General features: G+C 67.9%; 24 protein-coding genes and 2 tRNA genes. 14 read left to right on the forward strand and 12 right to left on the reverse strand.

Annotation, left to right across the window (positions count from 1 at the left end):
* Together G6048_RS08535 and G6048_RS08540 are read right to left on the reverse strand one after the other, a co-directional pair.
* The coding region (locus G6048_RS08535; protein WP_165338847.1) for a serine/threonine-protein kinase at positions 1-1180 on the reverse strand (1180 nt) is incomplete at its 3' end.
* Positions 1181-1310: 130 nt separating this feature from the next.
* On the reverse strand, positions 1311-1859 hold the full coding sequence (locus tag G6048_RS08540) for a helix-turn-helix domain-containing protein (RefSeq protein ID WP_165338848.1): 549 nt from the start codon (positions 1857-1859) through the stop codon (positions 1311-1313).
* A gap of 177 nt (positions 1860-2036) precedes the next feature.
* Here G6048_RS08540 and G6048_RS08545 point away from each other — a divergent pair.
* Positions 2037-2109 (forward strand) — tRNA-Ala (locus tag G6048_RS08545).
* A gap of 232 nt (positions 2110-2341) precedes the next feature.
* On the opposite strand, the gene G6048_RS08550 is transcribed toward G6048_RS08545, so the two are convergent.
* On the reverse strand, positions 2342-3055 hold the full coding sequence (locus G6048_RS08550) for a DUF5324 family protein (RefSeq protein WP_165338849.1): 714 nt from the start codon (positions 3053-3055) through the stop codon (positions 2342-2344).
* 330 nt (positions 3056-3385) lie between these two features.
* Here G6048_RS08550 and G6048_RS08555 point away from each other — a divergent pair, with 330 nt between their 5' ends.
* The gene (locus tag G6048_RS08555) at positions 3386-3913 is read left to right on the forward strand and encodes a peptidylprolyl isomerase (protein ID WP_165338850.1); all 528 of its coding nucleotides are present in this window, start codon (positions 3386-3388) and stop codon (positions 3911-3913) included.
* Positions 3914-4058: 145 nt separating this feature from the next.
* Complete coding sequence (locus tag G6048_RS08560; RefSeq protein ID WP_165338851.1) at positions 4059-4955, forward strand: rhomboid family intramembrane serine protease; 897 nt, start codon at positions 4059-4061, stop codon at positions 4953-4955.
* A gap of 281 nt (positions 4956-5236) precedes the next feature.
* Here the strand turns inward: G6048_RS08560 and crgA are convergent, their stop codons facing one another.
* Entirely contained in the window at positions 5237-5491 is a 255-nt protein-coding gene (gene crgA, locus G6048_RS08565; protein WP_165338852.1) for a cell division protein CrgA, read from the reverse strand.
* A gap of 142 nt (positions 5492-5633) precedes the next feature.
* Between crgA and G6048_RS08570 the strand changes: the two genes are divergently transcribed.
* Genes G6048_RS08570 through G6048_RS08595 form a run of 6 tightly spaced genes read left to right on the forward strand, consistent with a single transcriptional unit; the run spans position 5634 to position 9971 of the window.
* On the forward strand, positions 5634-6413 hold the full coding sequence (locus G6048_RS08570) for a DUF881 domain-containing protein (RefSeq protein ID WP_206341341.1): 780 nt from the start codon (positions 5634-5636) through the stop codon (positions 6411-6413).
* An 18-nt stretch (positions 6414-6431) separates the two neighbouring features.
* Entirely contained in the window at positions 6432-7127 is a 696-nt protein-coding gene (locus tag G6048_RS08575; RefSeq protein WP_165338853.1) for a class E sortase, read from the forward strand.
* A 31-nt stretch (positions 7128-7158) separates the two neighbouring features.
* Positions 7159-7320, forward strand: a complete 162-nt coding sequence (locus G6048_RS08580) for a hypothetical protein (RefSeq protein ID WP_206341342.1) — start codon at positions 7159-7161, stop codon at positions 7318-7320.
* Positions 7317-7955 carry an aminodeoxychorismate/anthranilate synthase component II gene (locus G6048_RS08585; RefSeq protein ID WP_165338855.1) on the forward strand — a complete coding sequence of 213 codons (639 nt, stop codon included), beginning with the start codon at positions 7317-7319 and terminating at the stop codon, positions 7953-7955. Before G6048_RS08580 ends, G6048_RS08585 begins: the two co-directional genes overlap by 4 nt.
* Positions 7952-9217, forward strand: coding sequence for a class E sortase (locus tag G6048_RS08590; protein WP_165338856.1), 1266 nt, complete (start codon positions 7952-7954; stop codon positions 9215-9217). Before G6048_RS08585 ends, G6048_RS08590 begins: the two co-directional genes overlap by 4 nt.
* 13 nt (positions 9218-9230) lie before the next feature.
* Positions 9231-9971, forward strand: a complete 741-nt coding sequence (locus tag G6048_RS08595) for a class E sortase (protein ID WP_165338857.1) — start codon at positions 9231-9233, stop codon at positions 9969-9971.
* Positions 9972-10076: 105 nt separating this feature from the next.
* Here G6048_RS08595 and G6048_RS08600 read toward each other — a convergent pair whose 3' ends face one another.
* The 7 genes from G6048_RS08600 to G6048_RS08630 form a co-directional block, all read right to left on the reverse strand.
* Positions 10077-11141 carry a restriction endonuclease gene (locus G6048_RS08600; RefSeq protein WP_206341343.1) on the reverse strand — a complete coding sequence of 355 codons (1065 nt, stop codon included), beginning with the start codon at positions 11139-11141 and terminating at the stop codon, positions 10077-10079.
* A 186-nt stretch (positions 11142-11327) separates the two neighbouring features.
* Positions 11328-13358, reverse strand: a complete 2031-nt coding sequence (pknB, locus tag G6048_RS08605; RefSeq protein WP_165338858.1) for a Stk1 family PASTA domain-containing Ser/Thr kinase — start codon at positions 13356-13358, stop codon at positions 11328-11330.
* Between the two features lie 172 nt (positions 13359-13530).
* On the reverse strand, positions 13531-15000 hold the full coding sequence (locus G6048_RS08610; protein ID WP_165338859.1) for a peptidoglycan D,D-transpeptidase FtsI family protein: 1470 nt from the start codon (positions 14998-15000) through the stop codon (positions 13531-13533).
* Entirely contained in the window at positions 14997-16433 is a 1437-nt protein-coding gene (locus G6048_RS08615) for an FtsW/RodA/SpoVE family cell cycle protein (protein WP_165338860.1), read from the reverse strand. The genes G6048_RS08610 and G6048_RS08615 overlap by 4 nt, the downstream gene beginning before the upstream one ends.
* 32 nt (positions 16434-16465) lie before the next feature.
* Positions 16466-18013, reverse strand: a complete 1548-nt coding sequence (locus G6048_RS08620) for a Stp1/IreP family PP2C-type Ser/Thr phosphatase (RefSeq protein ID WP_235989545.1) — start codon at positions 18011-18013, stop codon at positions 16466-16468.
* Between the two features lie 122 nt (positions 18014-18135).
* Positions 18136-18654, reverse strand: coding sequence for an FHA domain-containing protein FhaB/FipA (locus tag G6048_RS08625; protein WP_165338862.1), 519 nt, complete (start codon positions 18652-18654; stop codon positions 18136-18138).
* A gap of 10 nt (positions 18655-18664) precedes the next feature.
* The gene (locus G6048_RS08630; RefSeq protein ID WP_165338863.1) at positions 18665-19519 is read right to left on the reverse strand and encodes an FhaA domain-containing protein; all 855 of its coding nucleotides are present in this window, start codon (positions 19517-19519) and stop codon (positions 18665-18667) included.
* Between the two features lie 489 nt (positions 19520-20008).
* On the opposite strand from G6048_RS08630, the gene G6048_RS08635 reads away from it, so the two are divergent.
* The 5 genes from G6048_RS08635 (at position 20009) to G6048_RS08655 (ending at position 24275) form a co-directional block, all read left to right on the forward strand.
* Positions 20009-20092 (forward strand) — tRNA-Leu (locus tag G6048_RS08635).
* Positions 20093-20330: 238 nt separating this feature from the next.
* Positions 20331-21773 (forward strand): DUF2252 domain-containing protein, encoded by a 1443-nt coding sequence (locus tag G6048_RS08640; RefSeq protein ID WP_165338864.1) that lies wholly within the window; start codon positions 20331-20333, stop codon positions 21771-21773.
* Positions 21774-21806: 33 nt separating this feature from the next.
* Positions 21807-22787: a hypothetical protein gene (locus tag G6048_RS08645; RefSeq protein ID WP_165338865.1), complete on the forward strand. Its 981-nt coding sequence runs from the start codon at positions 21807-21809 to the stop codon at positions 22785-22787.
* Positions 22788-22901: 114 nt separating this feature from the next.
* A complete protein-coding gene (locus G6048_RS08650) occupies positions 22902-23231 on the forward strand; it encodes a rhodanese-like domain-containing protein (protein ID WP_165338917.1) in 330 nt (109 codons plus the stop codon).
* Positions 23232-23456: 225 nt separating this feature from the next.
* Entirely contained in the window at positions 23457-24275 is an 819-nt protein-coding gene (locus G6048_RS08655; RefSeq protein WP_165338866.1) for an IS5 family transposase, read from the forward strand.
* Between the two features lie 89 nt (positions 24276-24364).
* On the opposite strand, the gene G6048_RS08660 is transcribed toward G6048_RS08655, so the two are convergent.
* Positions 24365-25501: an acyl-CoA dehydrogenase family protein gene (locus tag G6048_RS08660; protein WP_165338867.1), complete on the reverse strand. Its 1137-nt coding sequence runs from the start codon at positions 25499-25501 to the stop codon at positions 24365-24367.
* Positions 25502-25566: the final 65 nt, after the last annotated feature.

The raw sequence follows: 25566 nt of genomic DNA on the forward strand, positions 1-25566 counted from the left end.
GAGGTGGTACGGCGTCGGGCGTGGGGGTGCCGACAGGGGGTACGGCCGTGGACGTGTCATGAGGGGGTACGGCGCCCGCGTGGGCCGGAGACGAGACGGCACCCGTCTGCGGAGGTGGTGGCGCGGTGCCCGCGCTGGGGCGCTGAGTCGCGCTGTCGTGGCCCGAGTTGGGGCGCTGGGGAGTGCTGTTGTGCCCTCGGTCAGGTGTGGGTGGGAGTGCGCCGTCTGGTCCGGACTCAGCGGGCAGCGGTCCGTACGGGCCGGGCCCTGGCAGCGGTCTGTCGTGTTCGAGCCCCGCAGGGAGTGGACCCTCCGGGCCGAACCCCGGCGGGAGTGGGCCGAGTTGGTCGAAGATCTCGATCACATCGTCGTCGGGGCTGGGGTCCGGCAGGAGCTCCCTAGCCGCGGCGAGGGCCTTGCGCGCCCCCGTGGCGGTGCGGAATCGCGCTTGTGGGTCCGGCTGCACCAAGGCGGCCACGACCTGCCACAGCGGCTCGGGAACGCCCTCCGGGGCACCCGGGGTGCCATGATCCGCGAAGTACTCGATGAGCGCCTTGGCGTCGGGCTTGGCGCCTTCCAGCAGATAGAGCGCGACCAGACCCACGGCGAACAGGTCGGCGGGGAAGTCCGGCTCCTCGCCGAGCAGTTGCTCCGGTGCGAGGTAACCGGGCGTCCCCACTACGTAGTTGGTCTCCGTCAGCCGTGGCTCGCCCAGACGCATCGCGATGCCGAAGTCGGACAGCCGCAGCCGCGGACGGCCCGTTCCGGTCGCCTCCAGCAGGATGTTGGCAGGCTTGATGTCTCGGTGGACGACCCCCTCCGCGTGCACCGCGGCAAGCCCCGCCAGCAGCTGGTCGAGCAGAGTGCAGACGAACACCGGCGGCAAGGGACCGTAGTCCCCGATGAGATGGACCAGCGAGCCTCCGGCCACCAGATCCATCGTGAAGAGGACCTTGTCGTCGTCGGCCGCCCAGCTGGCGGGAGCGAGCACATGCGGGTGATCGATCCGCAGCGCCTGCTCCCGTACGAAGCGCAACAGCGCGTGCGCATCGCTCTGTTGCAGGACCTTGGCGGCCACATACCTGCGCCGACGGTGGTCCCAGGCGCGCCAGACCGCACCGACTCCCCCGCGTCCGATCGGATCGGCCAGCTCGTACCGGCCGGCGAAGACCTCACCCATGGTCGTGCGTCGCTCCCCCTTCGGCAGTCGGCACGGCTGCCTCATCGAGAGGCCCGGCTGCCTCGCTACCCGCAACCAGCAGGCTCAACAGACCTGCGGATACGGGACGTTCAGCGGCCGGGCCGTGGGCTCAGCTCTGGTGGGACTGGTAGTGCGCGACCGCGTCGGAGGTGCGGCCCGCCCCGTAGACCCGGAGGAACTCTGCCAGTTCCGGGTGGCTCGGGGCGAGGGTGTTCGCCGCCTCGATGATGTCCCCAGCAGCAGACACGGAGCGGAGCAGCGACTGTATCTCGCGTACCACGCGCTTGACCGTGGGAGCCCCCGAACTGCTCGACGACTGCGTGCTGTTGCTGAGCACCGAGCCCCCCTGCGACTTCTTTATCTCATCCATGCGCTCGGTGGCCTCGGCGGCGCTCACGCTGCCGTCGGCGACCTGACCGGCGAGGTCCTGCAGCAACTGCACTCGCTGCACCACCGCCGGGTTACCGATTTTGGCGCGCTGACCACTCATCAGCTGCGACAACATCGGTGCGGACAGTCCCAATACCCCCGCCAGACGAGCCTGGTTGAGCCCCAGGTCGTCTATGAGCCTACGGAAGAGCGCCCCCAGCGGCTCTCCGTACCAATTCCGCTGAAGCTCCCGCGCTCTGGCGGTTGCTTCCTGCTGTGCGGCGTCCATTCGCGTCTCCCCATCGCTTCGTACCGCGGTTCGCTGAAGCGAACCACGTCGAGCATCTTATGGAGAGTGGTCGTTCGCTGGGACCCCAATCCTTTTGCAGGATCCTGGGGGTAACCCGGTACTCTGGGCTGCGACGCTCTTCCGGGAGAAGATTCTCCCGGCGGACGCTTCCCATCCGGGGCCTTAGCTCAGTTGGTAGAGCGCTGTCTTTGCATGGCAGATGTCAGGGGTTCGACTCCCCTAGGCTCCACCCCCGGAAGGCCCCTCCGACCTGCGGAAACGCGGTTGGAGGGGCCTTTCTGTACCGGCTTTGCCTGATCCATGAGCGTCGGTCGCCTCGGCTGGTTCCACTGGTCCCCGGTTCCACGTGAAACATCGCTGTGGGCGGGAGACCTCAGCCTCCCGCCCACAGCGATATCGAAACCTGGCGATGTTGAAACCAGTGGGTGAAAGCCGCCACTAACCGCCACGAACCGGCTCCGTCAGCCGCGCTCGTCGCGCTCCGCCGCCTCCGCCTCTGCCTGCTTCGCCTGGACTTCCGGGTCGAGCGCGTCCTGGCCGCTGCCGTCGACCGAAGCCAGCTGACCGGTGTCCGGCACCTCCGTGGCGGCCGGCGGCTCCACCAGCCAGTCGGGATTGGCCTGCTTGTCCCACCACTTCCAGGCGGCGAAGGCACCGCCCGCCAGGACGCCCAGAACAGCCAGTCCCTTCGCGAGGCGACCGACCCTGGCCCGCCGCTGATGCTTACGGGCCAGCTTCTCGATCTCCTTCGGCGAGACCTGGCCGCGCAGCGCCGCCAGAGCCGCCGCACTACGGGCCGCGGCCTCCTCGCGTACAGGCCCGGCCGCCGTCCTGGCCTGCTCGATCCTCGGCCGGGAGTACTCGGCGGCCTGCCGGGCGGCGACGCGGGCGCGCAGCGCAGCCTCGTGGGCGGCGTAGTCGACCTTCGGCGGCACATGAGTGCGTGCCTGCTCCAGACGCGGCGCGAGATGGGCGTCGTATTGCGTACGAGCCTGATCGGCGGCCTGGTGAGCGGCGGCCGACACCTTCGGCGCGAGCCGTACGCGTGCTTCATGCGCGTAGTGCGTGGCTCGGTCCTTGGCCGTGTCGGCGTAAGGCGCCACCGCTTCCGCGGCGTGCAGCACGCTGCCCTTCGCCGAGCCGGTCGCGGCGCGCACGCTGTCGATGCGGGTCACGGGATCCTCCTCCTCGGTGGCGTACGGGGGGAAGTGCGGAGATCCCCCAGAAAGACACAGTTCACCTTTCCACCCTTATCGGGATCATGCCTGTCGGAGCGCTCCGGGGCATTCGCGAGCGGGCATCCGGGTCATGCTTACCGACTGCACGCGCACGCGGAGTAATAACTGATCAATACGGTGCAACAAGGGCTTGTCGACGACAATGCCACGGATTCACCGGCCCTGCGCCCCTTTGGTACGAAGCAGCTCAGAACGGTGGCGACGCACGACGGGCAGCGCCGACCGTGCGAGGATCGAGAGGTCACAGAGGACAACGGAAGGCAGATCGTGGCTGAGCAGCTCTACGCCACCCTGAAGACCAACCAAGGCGATATCGAAGTCCGGCTCCTGCCGAACCACGCGCCCAAGACGGTCCGGAACTTCGTCGAGCTCGCCAAGGGCGAGCGTGAGTGGACCAACCCCGAGACCGGGGAGAAGACCACGGACAGGCTCTACGACGGCACGGTCTTCCACCGGGTGATCAGCGGATTCATGATCCAGGGCGGTGACCCCCTGGGCAACGGCACAGGCGGCCCCGGCTACCAGTTCGAGGACGAGTTCCACCCCGACCTCGCCTTCGACAAGCCGTACCTGCTGGCCATGGCGAACGCCGGCCCGGGCACCAACGGCTCACAGTTCTTCATCACCGTCTCCCCGACGGCCTGGCTGACCCGCAAGCACACCATCTTCGGCGAGGTCACCGACGCGGCCAGCCAGAAGGTCGTCGACGCCATCGCCTCGACGCAGACCAACCCCCGCACCGACCGCCCCGTCAGCGACGTGGTCATCGAGTCGGTCGTCGTCGAGACCCGCTGAGACCCCGAACCTCAGCTCACAACCGCCAAGGCCAGGGAACCAATGTGCCCCGCCCGTCCGTAGAAGGAAGGGCGGGGCGGTGCATTGGGGTACGCGTCCCAGGGACACCGCCGTGTGCCCGTCGTACGGAGAATGAGGGGACCCCATGGACCAGGTGCCAGGCAGCCCGCAAGGACCGCAGGACGCCCAGAGCCTGCCCACCTGCTATCGGCACCCCGACCGGGAGACCGGCATCAGCTGCACCCGCTGCGAGCGCTCCATCTGCCCCGAGTGCATGATCAGCGCCTCGGTCGGCTTCCAGTGCCCCGAATGCGTACGAAGCGGATCCGGCACAGGCCACTCACCGACCGCCAGCCAGCCCCGCACCGTCGCAGGCGGCACGGTTACCGAGGACCCCCGGCTCATCACCAAGATCCTCGTCGGCCTCAACCTCGCCTTCTTCCTGGTCCAGCTCTCCGTCGGCAGCAGCTTCGAAGAGCGCTTCGAACTCCTCGGGCTCGCATACGTGCCAGGCCTCGGCAGCGTCGAAGGCGTCGCCGAAGGACAGTGGTACCGCCTCGTCACGGCCATGTTCCTGCACGGCAGCGTCATGCACATCGCCTTCAACATGCTCAGCCTGTGGTGGATCGGCGGCCCCCTCGAAGCAGCCCTCGGCCGCGCCCGCTACATCGCCCTCTACGCAATCTCCGGCCTCGCAGGCAGCGCCCTCACCTACCTGCTCGCCGAACCCAACCAGCCCTCACTCGGCGCCTCCGGCGCCATCTTCGGCCTCTTCGGCGCCACCGCCATACTCATGCGGCGCCTCAACTACGACATGCGCCCCGTCATCGCCCTGCTGGTGATCAACCTGATCTTCACCTTCGGGTGGAGCAACATCGCCTGGGAAGCCCACATCGGCGGTCTCGTCGGTGGCGTGGTCATCGGCTACGCGATGGTCCACGCACCGCGTGGACGGCGAGCTCTGATCCAGTACGGCGTCTGCACACTGGTGCTGGTCGCGGTTGTGGTCATGACACTCATCAGGACCGGCCAGCTCACCTGAAGGCCGATGTTGTCCACAGACTGTGCCGGATCTTGTGCATGCTGTGCGGGAACAGGTGTGCCCCTTGTCGCTGACCTGGGTTTTCCCAGGCAGGACAAGGGGCGAACAGACTGCCGGATCCCGGTAGGTCAGTCACACCGGTGTCAACGCCCGATGGGTTATCCACAGATCTTCGGATGTTTTCCACCGCCGCTGTGGACGGTTGTGGATGGCTGTGGATAACTCTCGTGGGCAGGGGAACCGGGACGTGCCGTACAGCTTCCCGACACCTTGGGGCCGCGTTACTTCCACTGCGTCGAAACGGCGAATCCCGCGGCGATGAACCCGAAGCCGACCACGATGTTCCAGTTGCCGAAGGCGTCGATCGGCAGTGAGCCGTCCGTCACATAGAAAACGACGATCCAGGCCAGGCCGATGAGGAACATGGCCAGCATGACCGGGGCGACCCAGCTGCGGCTGGTCAGCTTGATGTTGGTTGCCTGCTTCGCCGGGGGCGGCGTGTAGTCGGCCTTCTTGCGGATACGTGACTTCGGCACGAGGGTCTCTCCTGTCGATGCGCTGCGTGGCCGCGCAGGGAACGTTGGCTGGCTCCGGGGCAGCGTACAAGGGGACTCTTAGGGCTCCCCCGGGCGTCCGTTAGCGTAGTGCTTCCGCGGCGCCGAAGGAGATAAGGGTACGTTGAGCAATTCTGCCGACTCGCCCCAGGCGAGTTCCAGCCCTGCGCGTATGCGGCGATTTCGTCCGGTGCGTGTGCTGACGGCGGCTGTGTTCGCTCTCGCCGGGTTGATCTTCTTCACCAGTTTCAATACGGCCAAGGGCACCAATATCCGGACAGATGCCTCGTTGCTGAAGCTCTCTGATCTCATTCAGGAGCGCAGTCACAAGAACGGCCGGCTCGACGAGAGCAATGCGGCGTTGCGTGAGGACGTCGAGGCGCTGGCCGAGCGGGATGACGGCAGTACGAAGGCGGAGGACGACAGGCTCGCTGCTCTGGAGAAGAACGCGGGTACGCAGAAGCTCAAGGGCAAGGCGCTTACGGTCACGCTGAACGATGCGCCGCCGAACGCCACGGCCAAGCTCCCCGGCTATCCCGAGCCGCAGCCGGACTTCCTGGTCATTCACCAGCAGGATCTGCAGGCCGTGGTCAACGCGATGTGGCAGGGCGGTGCCAAGGGGATCAAGGTCATGGATCAGCGGTTGATCTCCACCAGTGCCGTTCGCTGCGTGGGCAACACCCTGATCCTTCAGGGTCGGGTCTACTCGCCCCCGTACAAGATCACGGCGATCGGTGACCCGGAGAAGCTGCAGAGGGCCCTGACCGGGTCGCCGGCGATCCAGAACTACATGGTGTACGTCAACGTCTATGGGCTCGGCTGGAAAGTCGAGGAGGAAGGGCCAGTGACTCTTCCCGGCTACTCGGGCACAGTGGATCTCCACTACGCGAAGCCTGTGGAGTAAGCGCGCCGGGAGCCGCCGATGCGAGTGATCATCAGGACGTTGAGCGAACTGTGTATCACCGTGGGCAGCGTGATCGTGCTGTTCGTCGCCTACGTGCTCTTATGGACGGGCGTGAAGGCCGACAGCGCGATGGACGACCAGATCGCCAGCCTGCAGGACCGGTGGTCGAAGGGGACGGTCGCGGCCGAGTCCGAGGAGCCCGGGGCCCCGACTCCCGAGAACCCCGAGCCGCCGGCGCCGTACCAGGACGGCGATTCCTTCGCCGTCATGTACATCCCGAGGCTTGGTTTCACGTGGAACAAGCCCGTGCTCGAAGGCACGAAGACCGACACCCTCAAGAAGGGCCTCGGCCACTACGCGAGCACCGCGCAGCTCGGCCAGGAGGGCAACTTCGCCGTCGCGGGCCATCGCCGCACCTATGGGGACCCGTTCAAGGACTTCCCCAAGCTCCGCTCCGGCGACGCGGTGGTGCTGACCGACGGCAGGACATGGTTCACGTACCGGATCGACAAGGGGCCCTACAAAACAGTGCCCACGGACATCGCGGTGATCGACCCTGTGCCACCCAAGTCCGGATACACACGCGAGGGCCGCTATCTGACGCTGACGACCTGTGAACCGGAATGGGGTCGCAGTCACCGGTTGATCGTCTGGGCGCACCTTGATGCCACACAGCCTGTGGAGGCTGGGAAACCTGAGGCACTGCGCCGTTAGTCTGGTGTGGTACGGCGACGGAAGGGACGGCATGTACGGCTGGATCTGGCGGCATCTGCCGGGAAACACCTTGTTGCGGGCGCTGATTTCGCTCGTGCTTGTGCTCGCGGTGGTCTATGTGCTGTTCCAGTACGTCTTCCCGTGGGCCGAACCGCTGCTTCCCTTCAACGATGTGACGGTGGACAACCAGTGAGCGCGCGGATTCTCGTCGTCGACAATTACGACAGCTTCGTCTTCAACCTGGTCCAGTACCTGTATCAGCTGGGCGCCGAATGCGAGGTGCTGCGCAACGACGAGGTGTCGACGGCGCATGCCCAGCACGGCTTCGCGGGTGTACTGCTGTCGCCCGGGCCCGGCACTCCGGAAGAGGCCGGTGTCTGCGTCGACATGGTGCGGCACTGTGCGGCGACCGGCGTCCCCGTCTTCGGGGTCTGCCTGGGCATGCAGTCGATGCAGGTGGCGTACGGCGGTGTCGTGGACCGAGCGCCCGAGCTGCTGCACGGCAAGACCTCGCTCGTCGAGCACGCGGAGCGGGGTGTCTTCGCGGGGCTGCCATCGCCCTTCACGGCGACGCGTTACCACTCGCTGGCTGCCGAGCCGGAGACCGTTCCGGCCGAGCTGGAGGTCACGGCCCGTACGCATGACGGGATCATCATGGGGCTGCGGCATCGTGAACTGCCCGTCGAGGGCGTGCAGTTCCATCCCGAGTCGGTGCTGACCGAGCACGGCCACCGCATGCTGGCCAACTGGCTGGCCGAGTGCGGTGACCCGGAGGCCGTGGCCAGGTCGACGGGGCTTGCCCCGGTGGTGGGCAGGGCCACGGCGTGACCGCCCTGCGCCCCGAGCGCGACAGTGCCGCCCCGTATGGTGAGGACACCGTGTACGGGGCCGCTGGCGCGTATGGAGGCGCTTCAGGGCCGGAGCAGGAGTGGTACGACCCGCAGGGGTACGCGCGGGACTGGTACGGGGAGGAGACGGCTTCGTCGTACGCGGAGCCGCAGTCCTCGCCGTCGTACGAGCCCTCGCACGAGCCTTCGTACGACGAACCCTCTCCGAGGATGCCTTCGCACGGGGAGCCGTCGTACGGGGAGCCGTCGTACGGGGAGGCGTGGCAGGAGGAGGCGTACTCCCAGCCGAATGAGCCCGCTGCGTCGCCCCCTCCCATGCCCCCGATCGATGAAGAGACTGTCGCACTGCGCGTGCCGGACAGCGAGTCCATGCGGGCGGCCAGGGCTGCCGCGCCCGCCCACGCCGATGCCGCCCCCGCCGTCGGTGGCCGTGCGGCCCGCCGTAAGGCCGCCAAGCGGCATGGGCGGCATAGCGGGGCCGATGGGCCGGTGCGGGAGCAGTCGGCGGCGGAGTCGGGCGCGACGCCGCTCTCGCGGATGGAGGCGCGGCGGGCGGCGCGGGCGCAGAAGCCTGGGGCGGCGGTGATGGCCAGCCGGGCGATCGGTGAGGTGTTCATCACCACGGGTGTGCTGATGCTGCTGTTCGTGACGTACCAGCTGTGGTGGACGAATATCCGGGCGGAGGCCCAGGCGGGCAGCGCGGCGAGCAGTCTGCAGAACGACTGGGCGAGCGGTAAGCGGAAGCCGGGGGCGTTCGAGCCGGGGCAGGGTTTCGCCCTTCTGCACATTCCGAAGCTGGACGTCGTCGTGCCGATCGCCGAGGGCATCGACAAGAAGCGGGTGCTGGACCGCGGCATGGTCGGTCACTACGCGGAGGACGATCTGAAGACGGCGATGCCGGAGGAGAAGGCGGGCAACTTCGGGCTTGCCGGGCATCGCAACACCCATGGCGAGCCGTTCCGGTACATCAACCGACTCCAGCCGGGCGATCCGATCGTCGTGGAGACGCAGGACCAGTACTTCGTCTACAAGATGGCGTCGATCCTGCCGGTGACGGCGCCGGGCAATACGGCCGTCCTGGACGCGATTCCCAAGGGGTCGGGTTTCACCACGGCGGGCCGCTACATCACTTTGACGACCTGCACTCCCGAGTTCACCAGCAAGTACCGGATGATCGTCTGGGGCAAGATGGTCGAGGAACGGCCGCGCAGCAAGGGCAAGCCGGATGCGCTCGTCAGTTAAGGACAGATGAAGAGTGGCAGCGACGACCGACCACGAAGAGCAGACCGCGACGTCGGCGCATTCGCCCGCGCCGCGCCGTCGCGGCCCCGGCCGGATCGCGATGGCGGTCAGCGTCTTCGGTGAACTGCTCATCACGGCCGGCCTGATCCTCGGCCTGTTCGTGGCCTACTCGCTGTGGTGGACGAACGTCGTCGCGGACCGTAAGGCCGACAAGCAGGGCGACAAGGTGCGCGACCACTGGGCCGAGGACCGCGGTCCGATCGGCCTGGACACCAAGGACGGCATCGGCTTCCTGCACGTACCCGGGATGAAGAACGGCGAGGTGCTGGTCAAGAAGGGCACCGCCGCCAAGTCCCTCAACGACGGCACCGCCGGCTACTACACCGGCCCGGTCAAGTCCGCGCTCCCGCAGGACAAGAAGGGCAACTTCTCGCTCGCCGCGCACCGCGACGGGCACGGCGCGAAGTTCCACAACATCGACAAGCTGAAGAAGGGCGACCCGATCGTCTTCGAGACCAAGGACGAGTGGTACGTCTACAAGGTCTACGAGATCCTCCCCGAGACCTCCAAGTACAACGTCGATGTCCTCGCCCCCGTCCCCAAGGAATCGGGCAAGAAGAAGCCGGGCCGCTACATCACACTGACGACCTGCACTCCGGTCTTCACCTCCACGTACCGGTACGTGGTGTGGGGGGAGCTGGACCGGGTGGAGAAGGTGGATGACGAGCGGACGCCGCCGGAGGAGTTGCGCTGAATTGTGACAGGCCCCCTTTGAGGAGGTCTGTCGCCTAACATGACGGAGGCCCGAAGCCGCAACTACGACTTGCGACTTCGGGCCCTTTCCGTGGGTGCCAGCTGGTCAGCGCAAGGCAGACAGTTCTGTCCCCCTGCTCCATGCCGCGAGCCGGCTTCGGTCCACCGGTGTGATGCCGCCATCAGCCGCGACGGTCATCGCATCGCGAGTGAAGGTGCATGTGGCCACGTAGAGCGCCACGTCCGCGTTGTACAGGACCTTGGCCGACCCGATGAACTTTTGGACGTGGGAGCTGGTCACAGATACGTAGGGCGCGAATCTCTTGCACTGGACGGCGATGTGTCGTCCGTCGGGGGTACGTCCCGTGATGTCTACGCCCCGGTCTCCACCTCCGCCTCGTACGACGACAGCGGTGCAGCCGTCACGGCGCAGCAGTTGAGCGACGTGCTCCTCGAACTCGCGCCCACTCATGGCGTCTATGAAGGCCATGAAACGGGCGAGGGGCCAGTGTCGGGGGCCTTCCAGCCGCTGCAGTCGGGCGTTGTGCTGTTGAAGCTTGCGCTCGATGCGTTGGACGCCGGTGCGCAGGGCGATCAGTTCCTGGCGGTGCTCGCTCGATGTCTCGATCAGGGCGTTGAACATCGGGACGACGGTTCTGCCGAGGACGTGGCCGATGCGTTGATCGATGCGGTCGTCGAGGGAGGGGGAGGCGGCGTCTCTGTGGACAGGGTTATCCACAGGCCGGGTGCGCGCCAGGTACTCCATGTCGAGGAGGTACTTACGCACCTGACGTGCGACTTCGCTGTCTCGGAGGAGCATGGCGACGTTGAGGACAGCGCGGCGGGAGAAGAGCGCGAGGGATCGTGTGCGTGACTGAAGACCACTGAGGTCCTTGAAGGACCTCAGTTCTTCACCCGTCAGAAGGCGGTAGCCGTTGTGTTCCAACTCCACTCTGTGGTCCTTGACGAGCGACTTGATTGCTTCGAGACCTACTTCGAAGTACGCCGCGACCATCGCCGTAGTCACATGCATGCCGTCCGGCAGCAGTGACAGCACCTTGACTCTGTCGAGCACGTCCGTGCGTTCCAGTGCGCTATCGCGCAGGGTCTTCGATTCCAGTAGAGCCGCTTCGTTGATCACGTTCTGTCCGTCTGCTCGTGGTCCGGCCATACGACCAGGGCAGAGCTCCGATGCCCCACCTCATCGATCAACGAGTCGTCACGTATGAAGACACGATCTACGTGCGAGCAGGTGTTCAGTGAGGGCTTTCGGTGACATGTCAGAGCCCCGGCACCCAAGCTGAACTTGGGTGCCGGGGCTCTGACGTGTGCGGTTGTACGCAGGACAGGGTGGGTGTCAGTCCTCGGTGCGGGCGGAGGCGCCGTTGACGCCGCCGAAGATGCCGCCGCCTCCGTTGTCTCCGCCTCCGTTGTCTCCGCCGCCGTTGTTGAAGCCGACGGTGTTGAGGGTGATCTTCGTGCCGGCGGGGTCGTCGACCTGCTGGCCCGGGTCCGGGTCCTGGTCCTGGACGAGCGCGGTGTCGCTTTGGTCAGCGCCCGGCTGGAACTGGATGTTCGTGAAGCCGGCCTGGTTCAGGATCTGCTTGGCCTGGCCCACGGTCTGGCCGACCACCTGCGGGACCTGGACCTGCTCCTCGTCCTCGGCCTCCTTGCCGATCTGGATGTTCACTGAAGAGTTCGGCTCGACCTGGGAGTTGGCCTCGGGGTCGGTGGCGATGACCTTGCCGATCAGGTTGTCGTCGTCTGTTTCCACGTCGACGCAGACGCCGGTGAGGTTGTTGGCCTCCATCTGTGCCTTGGCCTCGTCACAGGTCCTGCCCGTGACGTCCGGAACGGTTTCCTGCTCCTGCTCCTTGGCGACGGTCAGGGTGATGGTCGAGCCCTTCTCCTCCTCCGAGCCGCCTTCCGGATCCTGGGCGAGGACGAGGCCCGGATTCCGGTCCGACTCCTCGGTCTCCCTCTCGACCTTGAAGCCCTTGTCCTTGAGCTTGGTCTCGGCCTGCTCGAAGGGCAGATCCTCGACGTCCGGCACGGCGACCTTGGGCGCCCCCGTCGACACCGTCAGCGTGATCGTGTCGCCCTTGGTGACGGGGAGCTTCGCCTTCGGATCCTGTGCGCAGACGCTGCCCTTCGGTGTGTCGTCGCAGGGCTCTTTCTTCGTCGTCACGTTCAGGTCGACGTTCTTCGCCATGTCTCTGGCGTCGGCCTCGGTCCGGTTGATGAAGTTGGGTGCCGGGAACGACTCGTTGCCCGTGCCGCCCGTCTCGCTGAAGACCCACCGCCCGATCAGGACCGCGCCGACCAGGACCAGTACACCCGCGACGACCAGCAGGATCGTAGAGGTGTTGCTCTTCTTCGGGCGGCGGCGGTCGCCTCCGTCGAAGCCGTAGCCGCCGTCGTCCGGGTTCATCGGGGGGAGCATGGACGTCTGCTGGCCGCCGGGAGTGGGGCGCAGGGCTGTGGTGGGCCTGTCGTCGGGGTAGCCGCCGTAGCCGACGGAGCCCAGGGCGGCGGTGGCCGCTACGGGCTGGCCGTCGAGGCAGGCCTCGATGTCGACGCGCATCTCGTCGGCGGACTGGTAGCGGTAGTCCGGGTCCTTGACCAGAGCCTTGAGGACGATGGCGTCCATCTCGGACGTGATCTCGGGGTCGAAGTTGCTCGGCGGCTGCGGTTCCTCGCGTACGTGCTGGTACGCGACGGAGACCGGGGAGTCGCCGACGAAGGGCGGCCGGACCGTCAGCAGCTCGTAGAGCAGGCAGCCGGTGGAGTACAGGTCGGACCGGGCGTCGACCTGCTCGCCCTTGGCCTGCTCCGGCGAGAGGTACTGGGCGGTGCCGATGACCGCGGCGGTCTGCGTCATCGTCATGCCGGAGTCGCCCATGGCGCGGGCGATGCCGAAGTCCATGACCTTGACCTGGCCGTTGCGCGTCAGCATGACGTTCGCCGGCTTGATGTCGCGGTGGACGATCTGGTTGCGGTGTGAGTACTCGAGGGCCTGGAGGATGCCGATGGTCATCTCCATGGCGCGCTCGGGCAGCAGTTTGCGCCCGGAGTGCAGCAGCTCGCGCAGCGTGGACCCGTCGACGTACTCCATCACGATGTACGGGATGGAGATGCCCTCGATGTAGTCCTCACCCGTGTCGTACACGGCGACGATCGCGGGATGGTTGAGCGAGGCGGCCGACTGGGCCTCCCGGCGGAACCGGGCCTGGAAGGACGGGTCGCGCGCGAGATCCGCGCGCAGCGTCTTCACTGCCACGGTGCGGCCGAGCCGTGTGTCATGGGCGAGATGTACCTCCGCCATGCCACCACGGCCGAGCACCTGGCCCAGCTCGTACCGGCCGCCGAGGCGACGCGGCTCTTCCATAGCTACCTACCAGCCCTCTCCGTCGGTTCCGACCGCACCCAGTTGTGTGGTCCGGCGGTGTGCTGTCCGGGCATACCGTACCCGGCTCGCCTTTACTGACCTGGCCACAACCGTCACCCGATACAGGACCGGTATCGCAACGTGCACCGATGTGAAGGGGACGTGAGCGGGGTCACTTGCTGTCCAGTACTGCCTTCATCACGCCCTTCGCGATCGGTGCGGCTAGACCGCCGCCGGAGATGTCGTCACGTTCGGCCTGGCTGTCCTCGACGACGACGGCGACGGCGACCGGCGAGCTGCCGTCGTCGGCCTTCGCGTACGAGATGAACCAGGCGTAGGGCGCCAGCTCGTTCTTGACGCCGTGCTGGGCGGTACCGGTCTTGCCGCCGACCTTGACGTTCGGGATCTGCGCCTTGGTGCCGGTGCCCTCGTCGACGACCGTCTCCATCATCGACTGGAGTTTCTGGGCGTTGTCCGGGGAGAGCGGTTTGCTCATTTCCTTCGGTTCGGTCTGCTCGACGGCGTCCAGGCTCGGGGCCGTCAGGCGGTCGACCATGTACGGCTTCATGAGGGTGCCGTCGTTGGCGATGGCCGAGGCCACCATGGCCATCTGGAGCGGGGTCGTGGCGGTGTCGAACTGGCCGATGGAGCTCAGCGCGGTCTGCGGCCTGTCCATGGCGGTCGGGAAGACGGAGGCGCTGGAGCGGACCGGTACGAACTGCTCCTTGTTGAAGCCGAACTTCTCGGCGGTCTCCAGCATCTTGTCCTTGCCGAGGTCGGAGCCGACCTTGCCGAACACGGTGTTGCAGGAGAACTTCAGGGCGTTGCGAAGTGACGCGTCCTTACACGGGATGTTGCCCTCGTTCGGCAGCTCGGTGGTGGTGTCCGGCATGGTCCACGGGTCCGGCGAGTCGGTCTTCGCGTCGGGATCCGTGACCAGCTCGTGTTCGAGGGCCGCGGCCGCGGTGACCGCCTTGAAGGTGGAGCCGGGCGGGTAGGTCTCGCGCAGCGCCCGGTTGAGCATCGGGTCGTCGGGGTTCTGCTTCTTCTGAAGCTTGGTCCAGGCCTTGGTGTCGGTGTCCGTGGAGTTCCCGGCGAACGACGACGGGTCGTACGACGGCGTGGAGGCGAGCGCCAGGATCGCGCCGGTGGACGGGTCGATTGCGGCGACGGCGCCCTTCTTGTCGCCGAGGCCGTCGAAGGCCGCCTTCTGGGCGGCGCCGCTGAGGGTGGTGACGACGTTGCCGCCCTCCTGCTTCTTGCCGGTGATCATGTCGAGGGTGCGGCGGAAGAACAGCCGGTCGTCGTTGCCGGTGAGGATGCCGTCCTCGATGGACTCCAGCTGCGTTGCGCCGAAGGCCTGCGAGGCGTAGCCCGTGACGGGGGACCACATCTCGCCGTTCTTGTAGGTGCGCTTCCACTTGAAGTCGCTGCTCGAGGTCTCGGTGGAGCCGGTGATCGGCTTGCCGTCGACGATGATGTCTCCGCGCGGCTGGGCGTAGCGCTCGATGGAGACGCGGCGGTTGTGTTCGTGCTTCTGCAGCGTGTCCGCCTGGACGTACTGGATCCAGTTGTCGCGGATGAGCAGGGCCATCACGAGGAGCCCGCAGAAGATCGCGATGCGGCGCAGGGGCTTGTTCACGGGCGGACCACCTGGGTCATTTCGGCGTCGGGGTTGGAGGCGGGGGCCGGTGCCGGACGGCGTGCGGTGTCGCTGATGCGGAGCAGGATGCCGACCAGGGCCCAGTTGGCGATCACGGAGGAGCCGCCGGAGGCGAGGAACGGCATCGTCATGCCGGTGAGCGGGATCAGGCCCATGACGCCGCCTGCGACGACGAAGATCTGCAGGGCGAAGGCGCCGGAGAGTCCGGTGGCGAACAGCTTGCCGAACGGGTCGCGGGCGGCCAGCGCGGTGCGGATGCCCCGCTCGATGATGAGGGCGTACAGCAGCAGGAACGCCATGACTCCGGCCAGGCCCAGCTCCTCGCCGACGGTGGCGAAGATGAAGTCCGAGTTGGCGGCGAAGCCGATGAGGTCGGAGTTGCCCTGGCCGAGTCCGGTGCCGAGTACGCCGCCGGAGCCGAAGGACATGATCGACTGGCCGATCTGTTCGCAGGCCCCGGAGGTCTCGTAGCAGCCGAAGGGGTCCAGCCAGGCGGTGACACGGACCTTGACCTGGCTGGCGAAGGTGGAGACGACGACCGCCCCGCCGGCGGACATCAGCAGGCCGATGACGATCCAGCTCGTCCGCTCGGTGGCGACGTACAGCATGATCACGAACATGCCGAAGAACAGCAGCGATGTGCCGAGGTCGTTCTCGAAGATGAGGATGAGCAGGCTCACGGCCCAGAGCGTGAGGATCGGGCCGAGGTCGCGGCCTCGTGGCAGGTACAGGCCCATGAAGCGGCGGCTTGCGAGAGCCAGGGCGTCTCTCTTCACCATGAGATACCCGGAGAAGAAGACCGCGATGATGATCTTCGCGAACTCTCCCGGCTGGATGGAGAAGCCTCCGATGCTGATCCAGATCTTGGCGCCGTTGACGTTGGCGCCAAGGCCGGGAACGAGGGGCAGGAGCAGCAGGACGATGGCGGCGACCATGGAGATGTACGTGTAGCGCTGCAGGATGCGGTGGTCCTTGAGCAGCATCACGACCGCCACGAACAGCGCTATGCCGAGCGCCGAGTAGAGCAGTTGTTTGGGGGCGTCCGGACTGAAGGATCCGAACAGGGATTCGGCACGCTGCTGGAGTCTGGGCGACTGGTCCAAGCGCCAGATGAGCACCAGGCCCAGCCCGTTGAGCAGCGTAGCCACCGGCAGCAACAGGGGATCCGCATACGGCGCGAACTTCCGTACGACGAGGTGGCCGACCGCCGCGAGCAGGCCGAGCCCCAGGCCGTAGCCGAGCAGGCCCGAGGGGACCTGGTCGTTGACGGCCAGGCCCACGTTGACGTAGGCGAACACCGGGATGACGACGGCGAACACCAGCAGCGCCAGCTCGGTGTTGCGCCGGCTGGGCGCGCCGATGGCGCCGATCGTGGACGTATGGTGCGTCGATGGGTTCGTAGTACTGCTCATCGTGTAACGGGGCCTCTCACAGCGTGCGTTGCTTACTGCTTACCGCACAGCGAGACCAGCTTCTGCTCTTCCTCCGAGAGGCTGGGACCGGGTGTGGGAGTGGGTGCGGTGGGGGACGGGTCGGCGGACGGTGATGACTGCGAGGTCGGGCTCTGGGTCGGTGTTGGTGTCGCCTTCGACGCCACGGAGGTCCTTGTGGTTCCCGTGGTGCCGCCTGCTTCGCCTTCACCTGTCTGAGAGTTATTACGGCTCTCGGCCTGCCTGCGTTCGGCGTCCTTCTTGCAAGCTGACGCCTGCGTCGCCAAGTCCTCGATTTTCGACTTGGCGGCGGTGAGGCCGCCCTCGGCGATCGTGGCCTCGACCTGCTTCTGCTGAAACGGCGGCAGGTACTTGAGTTCGATCTCGGGGTGGTCCTTCTCCACCTTCGACAGCGAAACCCAGGCCAGATCCTGGCTGATGCCGCGGTACAGCGCGACGTGCTCGCCCTTGGTGCCGACGTAGTACTGCGTCTGCGTCCAGCGGTAACCGCCGTACAGCCCGCCGCCGATGACGGCGAGCGCGAGCACGCCGTACAGGGATCTCTTCAGCCACTTGCGTCCGCGGCGCGGTTTGACGAAGTCGTCTTCGGTGTAGTCGCCGAAGCCGTCCGTGGGCACGTATCCCGTCGTGTCGCCGCTGCCGGGCGGGCCGAACTCGCCACCGCCCCCTGAGGGCGTGGTGCGGCCGAGGCTGGAGGCGCGGCCAGCGGGCGTCTGCATCGTGCCGTCGTCGTGCAACAACTGCTGCTGCTGGTTCTCGGCGACCGCGCCGACGACGACCGGGGTGTCGGACATCTGGCCCGCGAGGGTGTCCCCGCCGTCGATGTCGAGTACGTCGGCCACGATCACCGTGATGTTGTCCGGGCCGCCGCCCCGCAGCGCGAGCTCGATCAGCTGCTGCACGGTCTCCTGCGGACCCTGGTAGCTGGCGAGGGTGTCCTCCATCGTCTGATGGCTGACCACTCCCGACAGGCCGTCGGAGCAGATCAAGTACCGGTCGCCGGCGCGGACTTCACGGATCGACAGATCCGGCTCGACATGGTCGCCGCTGCCCAGCGCACGCATCAGCAGCGAGCGCTGCGGGTGCGTCGTGGCCTCATCCTCGGTGATGCGTCCCTCGTCGACGAGGCGCTGCACCCAGGTGTGGTCCTGCGTGATCTGGGTCAGTACGCCGTCCCGCAGCAGGTACGCACGGGAGTCGCCGACATGCACGAGACCGAGCCGCTGCCCGGTCCACAGCAGTGCCGTCAGGGTCGTCCCCATGCCCTCGAGCTGGGGGTCCTCCTCGACCATCAGCCGAAGCTGGTCGTTGGCGCGCTGCACGGCCGTGCCCAGCGACGTCAGGATGTCGGAACCCGGCACGTCGTCGTCGAGCGCGACGATGGTGGAGATCACCTCGGAACTGGCGACCTCACCGGCGGCCTGGCCGCCCATCCCGTCGGCGATCGCGAGCAGGCGCGGACCGGCATAACCGGAGTCCTCATTGCCCTCGCGGATCATGCCTTTGTGCGATCCGGCGGCGAAGCGCAGTGACAGACTCATGCGCACCTCGCCCGTCGGCTCCGGGTACATCCGCACGGTGCCCACCCTCCGGTCGGGAGCGCGCCGGGGTCCACCCAGGGGACCGCCGCTGCGTGCTCGCTCCGCTCGCTCATTGTGTCGTACTACTTCCGCAGCTCGATGACGGTCTTGCCGATGCGGATCGGCGCGCCCAGCGGAATCGGCGTGGGGGTCGTCAGCCGGCTCCGGTCCAGATATGTGCCGTTGGTGGACCCGAGGTCCTCCACGATCCACTGGCCGTCACGGTCCGGGTAGATCCTGGCATGCCTGCTGGAGGCGTAGTCGTCATCCAGGACGATCGTGGAGTCGTGCGCACGCCCCAGCGTGATGGTCTGCCCCTGCAGCGCGACCGTCGTTCCCTCGAGGATGCCCTCGGAGACGACGAGCTTGGTGGGCGCGCCACGGCGTTGACGGCCGCCGCCGCTCGCCTGCTGGCGCTGCTGCGGCGGCGCGGCCTGCTGCCGGGCGGCCGCTTGAGGCCGTCCGCTCTCCCGGCGCGAGCCGCGCTGTGTGACACGCGTTCCGAACAGATCGCTGCGGATGACCTGCACGGCCACGATCACGAACAGCCACAGTACGGCCAGGAAACCCAGCCGCATGACCGTGAGGGTCAGCTCTGACATTGCCCCCGCTTCACCCTTCGGCTTGCCGGTAAATGATGGTGGTGCTGCCCACGACGATCCGCGAGCCGTCGCGGAGCGTAGCGCGGGTGGTGTGCTGCCCGTCCACCACGATGCCGTTGGTGGACCCGAGATCCTGGATCGTCGAGGGCGTTCCGGTCCGGATCTCACAGTGCCGGCGCGAGACGCCGGGGTCGTCGATCCGCACGTCGGCGTCGGTGCTGCGGCCCAGCACCAGCGTCGGGCGGGAGATCTGATGGCGAGTGCCGTTGATCTCGATCCAGTGCCGTACGCGCGCACCGGGCAGCGGGCCGGGCGCCGCGGCGCGGCCCTGGGCCATCGGCGACGCGGGGCCGCGACCACCGGGCGGCGGTGCGGGCGGCATGGGGGGAGCGCCCGCCGGCTGGGCGGCAGCCGGAGGCGGGTAGCCGTAACCCCCGGGGCGGGCGGCCGGGCCTCCCGCGGGAGCGCGCTCCGGAGCCTGCTGGTTGGCGGAGGAGGCGAGCGTACGACTGCGCACCCGGTACAGGCCGGTGTCGAGGTCGTCCGCCTTCTCCAGATGGACCTTGATGGGGCCCATGAAGGTGTAGCGCTGCTGCTTCGCGTAGTCGCGCACCATGCCGGCGAGCTCGTCGCCGAGCTGGCCGGAGTAGGGGCTGAGTCGCTCGAAGTCCGGCGTACTCAGCTCCACGATGAAGTCGTTGGGGACGACTGTCCGCTCACGGTTCCAGATCGTCGCGTTGTTGTCGCACTCGCGCTGGAGCGCGCCCGCGATCTCGACGGGCTGGACCTCGGACTTGAACACCTTGGCGAAGGTGCCGTTGACCAGACCTTCGATACGCTGCTCGAATTTCTTCAGGACTCCCATGGGGCACCTCCTCCTTCGTCGCTGTCCTGGTTTTGCTTACTGATCGTATCCACGCGCCGGGAAATCGGCTGGTTCCCCCTGTCGGCACCGTCGACGGGTGTCGGCGCCCACTGAAGTCCCCTCCCGAAGTTCCCTTCGGAGCTCCTCTTCGAACTCCCCCTGGGCACTCCCATGGGAAGGATCGTAGAGGTGGCTTCACCACAGTGTCCCGCACCCGACTGTGGACCCTGTCCGCCTCCTGGGGAGATGGCCGGGACCGGTACGAGGTTGATACGTGAACAGGTTCTGGCCGATACGTACGGGGTGGCAGCGGTGGGGCACAAGGCACCGTGAGGGGCGGCTGCGCAGGTGATGCCGGGGTCTGCCGCCTCGCCCTGCTTCGTTGCTGCCCCCGGAAAGGGATGTGAATCCACCCTTGGCAGCGTGCTAATCTTCTGCATGTCGCCAGGCGCTCCCACCCCTCGGTGAGAGACGGACGACACACCCAATGCGCGGGTGGCGGAATAGGCAGACGCGCTGGATTCAGGTTCCAGTGCCCGCAAGGGCGTGGGGGTTCAACTCCCCCCTCGCGCACAAGAGAAGCCCCGCAGGTCTTGGACCTGCGGGGCTTTCGCGTTGTCCGGGGGCCGGGCGGGCCCGGGTCGCCTCGGGCTCGTCCCGGTCGCGCCGGGGCGTCTCGGGTGAGGACAATCACAGGGCAGACCTGGGAGTTTTCCACAGGTTCGGAGTTGTCCACAGGGCCTCACGCGGATCGGCGCCCGGCGGTACCGTCGTGGCAAGTTGATGTTCGTGCACGGGGGAGGCGGTCCAAGTGAGCGAGAGCGGTGGCGCGGTGGCAGCGCGGGCTGAGCAGACGGGACAGACGGGACGGGCCAGAGTCGCCGATGTGCGCGGGTTCGCGCCGTGGCCGGCTCAGGGATCTCCCAAGGAAGAGGGCAAGGCCTTGCGGGAACAGGTCTCGCGGGCAGCGCACGCCTCCCTGGGCGGGAACGGTGACCGGCCGGGCGCCGTGACCGCCGTGGAGGAGTCCAACCGCGGCCGCATCCCCGAGCTCACGGCGATACGGGTCGGAAGAATGGCGGCCACGCCCTTCGCCTTCCTGCGCGGCTCGGCCGGACTCATGGCGTACGACCTGGCGCGTACGCCCATGACGGGCATCGGCGCGCAGATCTGCGGGGACGCGCACGCGGCGAACTTCGGCCTCTACGCGGACGCGCGCGGCGGCCTCGTCATCGATCTGAACGACTTCGACGAGACGGTGCACGGGCCCTGGGAGTGGGACCTCAAACGGCTCGCGACCTCGCTGGTCCTCGCGGGCCGGGAGGCGGGAGCCGGCGAGGACACCTGCCGCAAGGCGGCGCACTTCGCGACCGGCTCCTACCGGCGCACCATGCGGCTGCTCGCGAAACTCCCAGCCCTGGACGCCTGGAACGCCATCGCGGACGAGGAACTGGTCTCGCACACCGACGCCCACGATCTGCTGGGCACCCTGGAGCGGGTCTCGGAGAAGGCGCGGGCCAATACCAGCGGCCGTTTCGCCGCGAAGTCGACGGAGCCGGTCGAGGGCGGTGGGCGCCGCTTCGTCGACGCGCCACCGGTGCTGCGGCGCGTACCCGATGCGGAGGCAGCCGGGGTGGCGGCGTCACTGGAGGAGTACCTGACCACGCTCTCCGAGGACCGCCTCCCGCTCCTCGCGCGGTACGCGGTGCACGACGTCGCGTTCCGCGTGGTCGGCACGGGAAGCGTGGGCCTGCGCTCGTACGTGGTGCTCCTGCTGGACCACCGTGGCGAACCTCTCGTCCTCCAGGTGAAGGAGACCCGACCCTCCGCCCTGCTGCCGCACCTGAGCACGGCGGGCCTGACCGTGCCGGAGGCCGAGCACGAGGGCCGCCGTGTCGTCCTCGGCCAGAAGCGTATGCAGGTCGTGAGCGACATCCTGCTCGGCTGGACCTCGGTCGACGGGCTGCCTTTCCAGGTACGCCAGTTCCGCAACCGCAAAGGCAGCGTCGACCCGGCGGCCCTCGCCGCCGACCAGATCGACGACTACGCCCGCATGACAGGCGCCCTGCTGGCCCGCGCCCACGCCCACAGCGCCGATCCCCGTCTGATCGCGGGCTACTGCGGCAAGAGCGAGGAATTGGACGAGGCGATCACGTCCTTCGCGGTGGCCTACGCGGACCGCACGGAGGCGGATCATGCGGAGCTGGTGGGGGCTGTGAAAGCGGGGAGGGTCGCGGGGGAGTTGGGAGTTTGAGTGGGCCGTCGGCTCGTGACCTAGGCTGGGTGGGTGATGACGCCGGAAGCTGAGCAGTCCCCGTCCGAGCCGCCTGTTGAGGAGGGGGCTGCGGGGCTGTCGGCGGATGATGTTCCGACGGCCGCGGACGAGGCATCGGCCGGTGAGGGTTTCGCCGACGAGCGGTCCACGAGCGGGCATTCCGCCGATGAGGAGTCCGCGAGCGAGGATTCCGCCGACGAGGCTTCCGGTGAGGAGCAGGTGCGGCCCGAGGAGCGGCTCGAGCGAGCCGTGCGTGCGGCTGAGCAGGCTTTGATCGAGTACGAGATCGCCGTGGAGACCTTCCGCGTCGAGGTGGAGAACTTCTCCCGCTTGCACCACCAGAAGCTCGGGCCGATGTACGCGCGGCTCGACGAACTGGAAGCGCAGATCGCCGAGGCCCGGGCCGCCCGCACCGGCGACCCGGAGGACGTGACCAAGGCGCAGGAGGCGCGGGCCAGAGTCATGCCCATGCCGGGGATCGAGGAACTGTTCCACGACTGGCTCGACTCGGACGGGCTGTCCCCGGAGGCCTCGGCCATGCTGACCGAGCAGCCGGTGCGGCCACCGCAGCGCGTGCGCCCGAGCGACGAGGCCCGCAAGCTCTACCGCGAACTGGTCCGCAAGGCGCACCCCGACCTGGCGCGGGACGACTCCGAGCGCCGGCGGCGCGACGAGTTCATCGCCCGGGTCAACGCCGCGTACGCCCGCGGGGACGAGGCACTGCTCCAGGAGCTGTCCGAGGAGTGGGCCGCCGGGCCCGTACCCAAGGAATGGCGCCCGAGCCGCGCCGAGGAGCTCTACGTCCGCCTCGAATGGCTCGCCGAGCGCAAGGAGCTGCTCAGCCTCGTGGCCCGTGACCTGGAGGAGAGCGCGATCGGCGCGATGCTCAAGCTCGCCCCGGACGACCCCGACCGGCTGCTGGAGGAGATCGCCGAGCAGCTGCTGACGCAGGTGAGCGAGCGCGAGGCGGAGCTGGCGGGGCTGCTCGGCTAGTTTCACCGGCCTGTCGGTCGGCTTCACCCGGGGTGCGTGGCTCCGCGTGAGGCGCCCCCGGCGCAGGTGGTGGGCGGGTCGGGTAGCGTCGGGCGTATGCAATTCGGAGCTGGTGTGCCCACGGTCGAGGTCGGGGATCTCGCGGACGGAGCCTTTCTGCTGGACGTCCGGGAGGACGACGAGTGGCAGGCCGGTCACGCGGCGGGGGCGCTGCACATCCCCATCAGTGAATTCGTGGCGCGCTACGGCGAGTTGACCGAGGCGGCGCCACAGGACGGCAGGATCCACGTGATCTGCCGCTCAGGCAGTCGTTCCGCGCAGGTCGCGATGTACCTCGTCCAGCAGGGCATCGACGCGGTGAACGTCGGCGGCGGTATGCAGGTCTGGGCCGCCACGGGGCGCCCTGTCGTGGACGACAAGGGCCAGCCGGGTTTCGTGCTTTAGCGCTCCGCTGGGTTGGGCGGGCGAAGCTGCGGGTTCGTTGTGGCTTCTCGCGCCCGCGCGGCGGAGCCGCAGATTGATACAGCCCCGCGCCTCCAGAGAGGCCTGCGGCCTCTCTGGAGGCGCGGTATCGCATGGACTTCAGCAGTCCGCTTAGGAGTCCTTGCAGAAAGATCTTCTTGTGGCACGGTGGAGAGGTATGTGTTCCCGTGCTGTGTGGGGGTGACCATGGCACGGCGGAAGCCGTGGGAGGTCAGTGACGAGTTGTGGGCGGTGATCGAGCCGCTGCTGCCGAAGCATGAGCGACGGTTCCGGTATCCGGGGCGCAAGCGGATCGATGACTGCAGGACGCTGCAGGGGGTGCTGTTCGTGCTGTACACCGGCATCCAGTGGGAGTACCTGCCGCAGGAGTTGGGGTTCGGCTCGGGTCCTACCTGCTGGCGGCGGCTGGCCGAGTGGCAGGAGGCCGGGGTGTGGGAGGACTTGCAGCGGGTGCTGTTGGACCGGCTGCGGGCGGCGGACCACCTGGACTTCTCCCGCGTTGCGGTCGATGCCTCGCACGTGCCGGCCAAGCGGGGGCGAAGCAGCCCAAAAGTCGGTCCGAGTCCGGTTGACCGTGCGCGGCCGGGCTCGAAACATCACGTGCTGACCGACGCGCACGGCACCCCGCTGCGGGTATCGCACACCGGCGGGCACCGCAACGATGTCACCCAGCTTCTGCCGCTGGTCGACAGCGTGCCGCCGGTGCGGGGCAAGCGGGGCCGGCCCCGGCGCAAGCCCCGCACCCTGTATGCCGACCGCGGCTACGACCACGACAGCTACCGCCGCCGTCTGCGCGAGCGCGGCATCGTCCCGAAGATCGCCCGGCGCGGCCAGCCGCACGGCTCGGGCCTGGGCCGGGTGCGATGGGTTGCCGAGTCCGCCATCGCCTGGCTACACGGCCCTCGCCGCTTACGAACCCGCTGGGAGACCCGAGACGACATGCACGACGCCTTCCTCCAACTCGCCCACTGCATGACCCTCGCCCGCAAGATCGCAGCTTTTTGAAAGGACCCCTTAGAGACACGTCACGCACGGCGCCCCGTGAGGCGCCCGGCCCTCAGCGGCTTCGGCGACCATGCGCTGCCGTCTGCCGGTCACCCCAGTGCATGCGCCGCCAGCAGGTCGCCCAGCGTTTCCTCGTGGGCTGCCGCCGGGCCGAGAGAGAGTTCCAGGTGCTTGGCCCAGGCGTGGTAGCGGTGCAGCGGGTAGTCGGTGTCGGCTCCGAAGCCTCCGTGCAGATGTTGCGCGGTCTGCACGACGCGTCGTACGCCCTCGGAGGCCCAGATCTTGGCCACGGCGATGTCGCCGGACGCGGGTAGTACCCCGCCCGCCCCCGTGCTGATCCGCCACGCGGCCTGCCAGAGGGTCGCCTCCATCGCGCGCAGGTCGATGTAGCGGTCGGCGGCCTGTACGGCCACTGCCTGGAACGTGGCGACCGGGAATCCGAACTGCTCCCGTTTGCTGGTGTATTCACTCGTCATCCCCAGGACGCGCTCGCCCAGGCCGAGCGCCAGCGCACACGTTCCGGTGGCGAGCAGATCCCGCAGCGATTCCCAGGCGCCGTCGGCGTCGATGACGTTGCGAGCGGTGAGGCGTACGGAGTCCAGCCGGAGTTCGCCGAGCCGCTCTCCTGTGGTGGAGACCTGCTCGGCGAGCGTGGCGCCTTCGTGGCCGCGCGGTACGAGGGCGAGCACGGCGCGGCCCGAGCCGGTGCTCAGCGCGGGTACGACGACGAAGTCCGCGTTGCAGCCCCAGGGCACCGCTGTCTGCACCCCGTCCAGCACCCACGCGTCGCCTTCCCGGCGCGCGGTGACGGCCAGTTCGGCGCCGTCGTGTCCGGTACGGCCGTTCGCGGCGACGGTCAGCACGACTTCGCCCCGCCCGGCCCGCGCCAGCAGTTTCGTCTTCAACTCCTCACCGCCGTACGCCTGCACGGCCAGCGCCGCCGCACTGCTTTCCAGTAGCGGCACCCGCGCGAGCACCTTCGCCGACTCGCGCAGCACCAGGCACAGCGCGATGGCGTCCAGCCCCGCCCCGCCGTAGCGCGCGTCGAGCAGCAGGCTCAGCAGGTCGGCGTCGGCGAGCTTGCCCCACAGCGTCCGGTCGAAGTCGTCCGCGACGGCGCCCGCGGTGAGTGCGGGCGAGGGCACCCCGTCCGGCGCCACTCCGGCGAACACCGCCTTCGCCGCTTCCACGGCCGCCTGCTGCTCCTCGCTGAAGCTGAAGTCCACAGCCTGTCCTCCCACGCGTACCTGATCCATCGGACGGAGCTGATGGGACCGACGATGGATCTGAC

The organism is Streptomyces ureilyticus (assembly GCF_011045025.1).
In the GTDB taxonomy this organism is placed as follows: Bacteria; Actinomycetota; Actinomycetes; order Streptomycetales; family Streptomycetaceae; genus Streptomyces; species Streptomyces ureilyticus.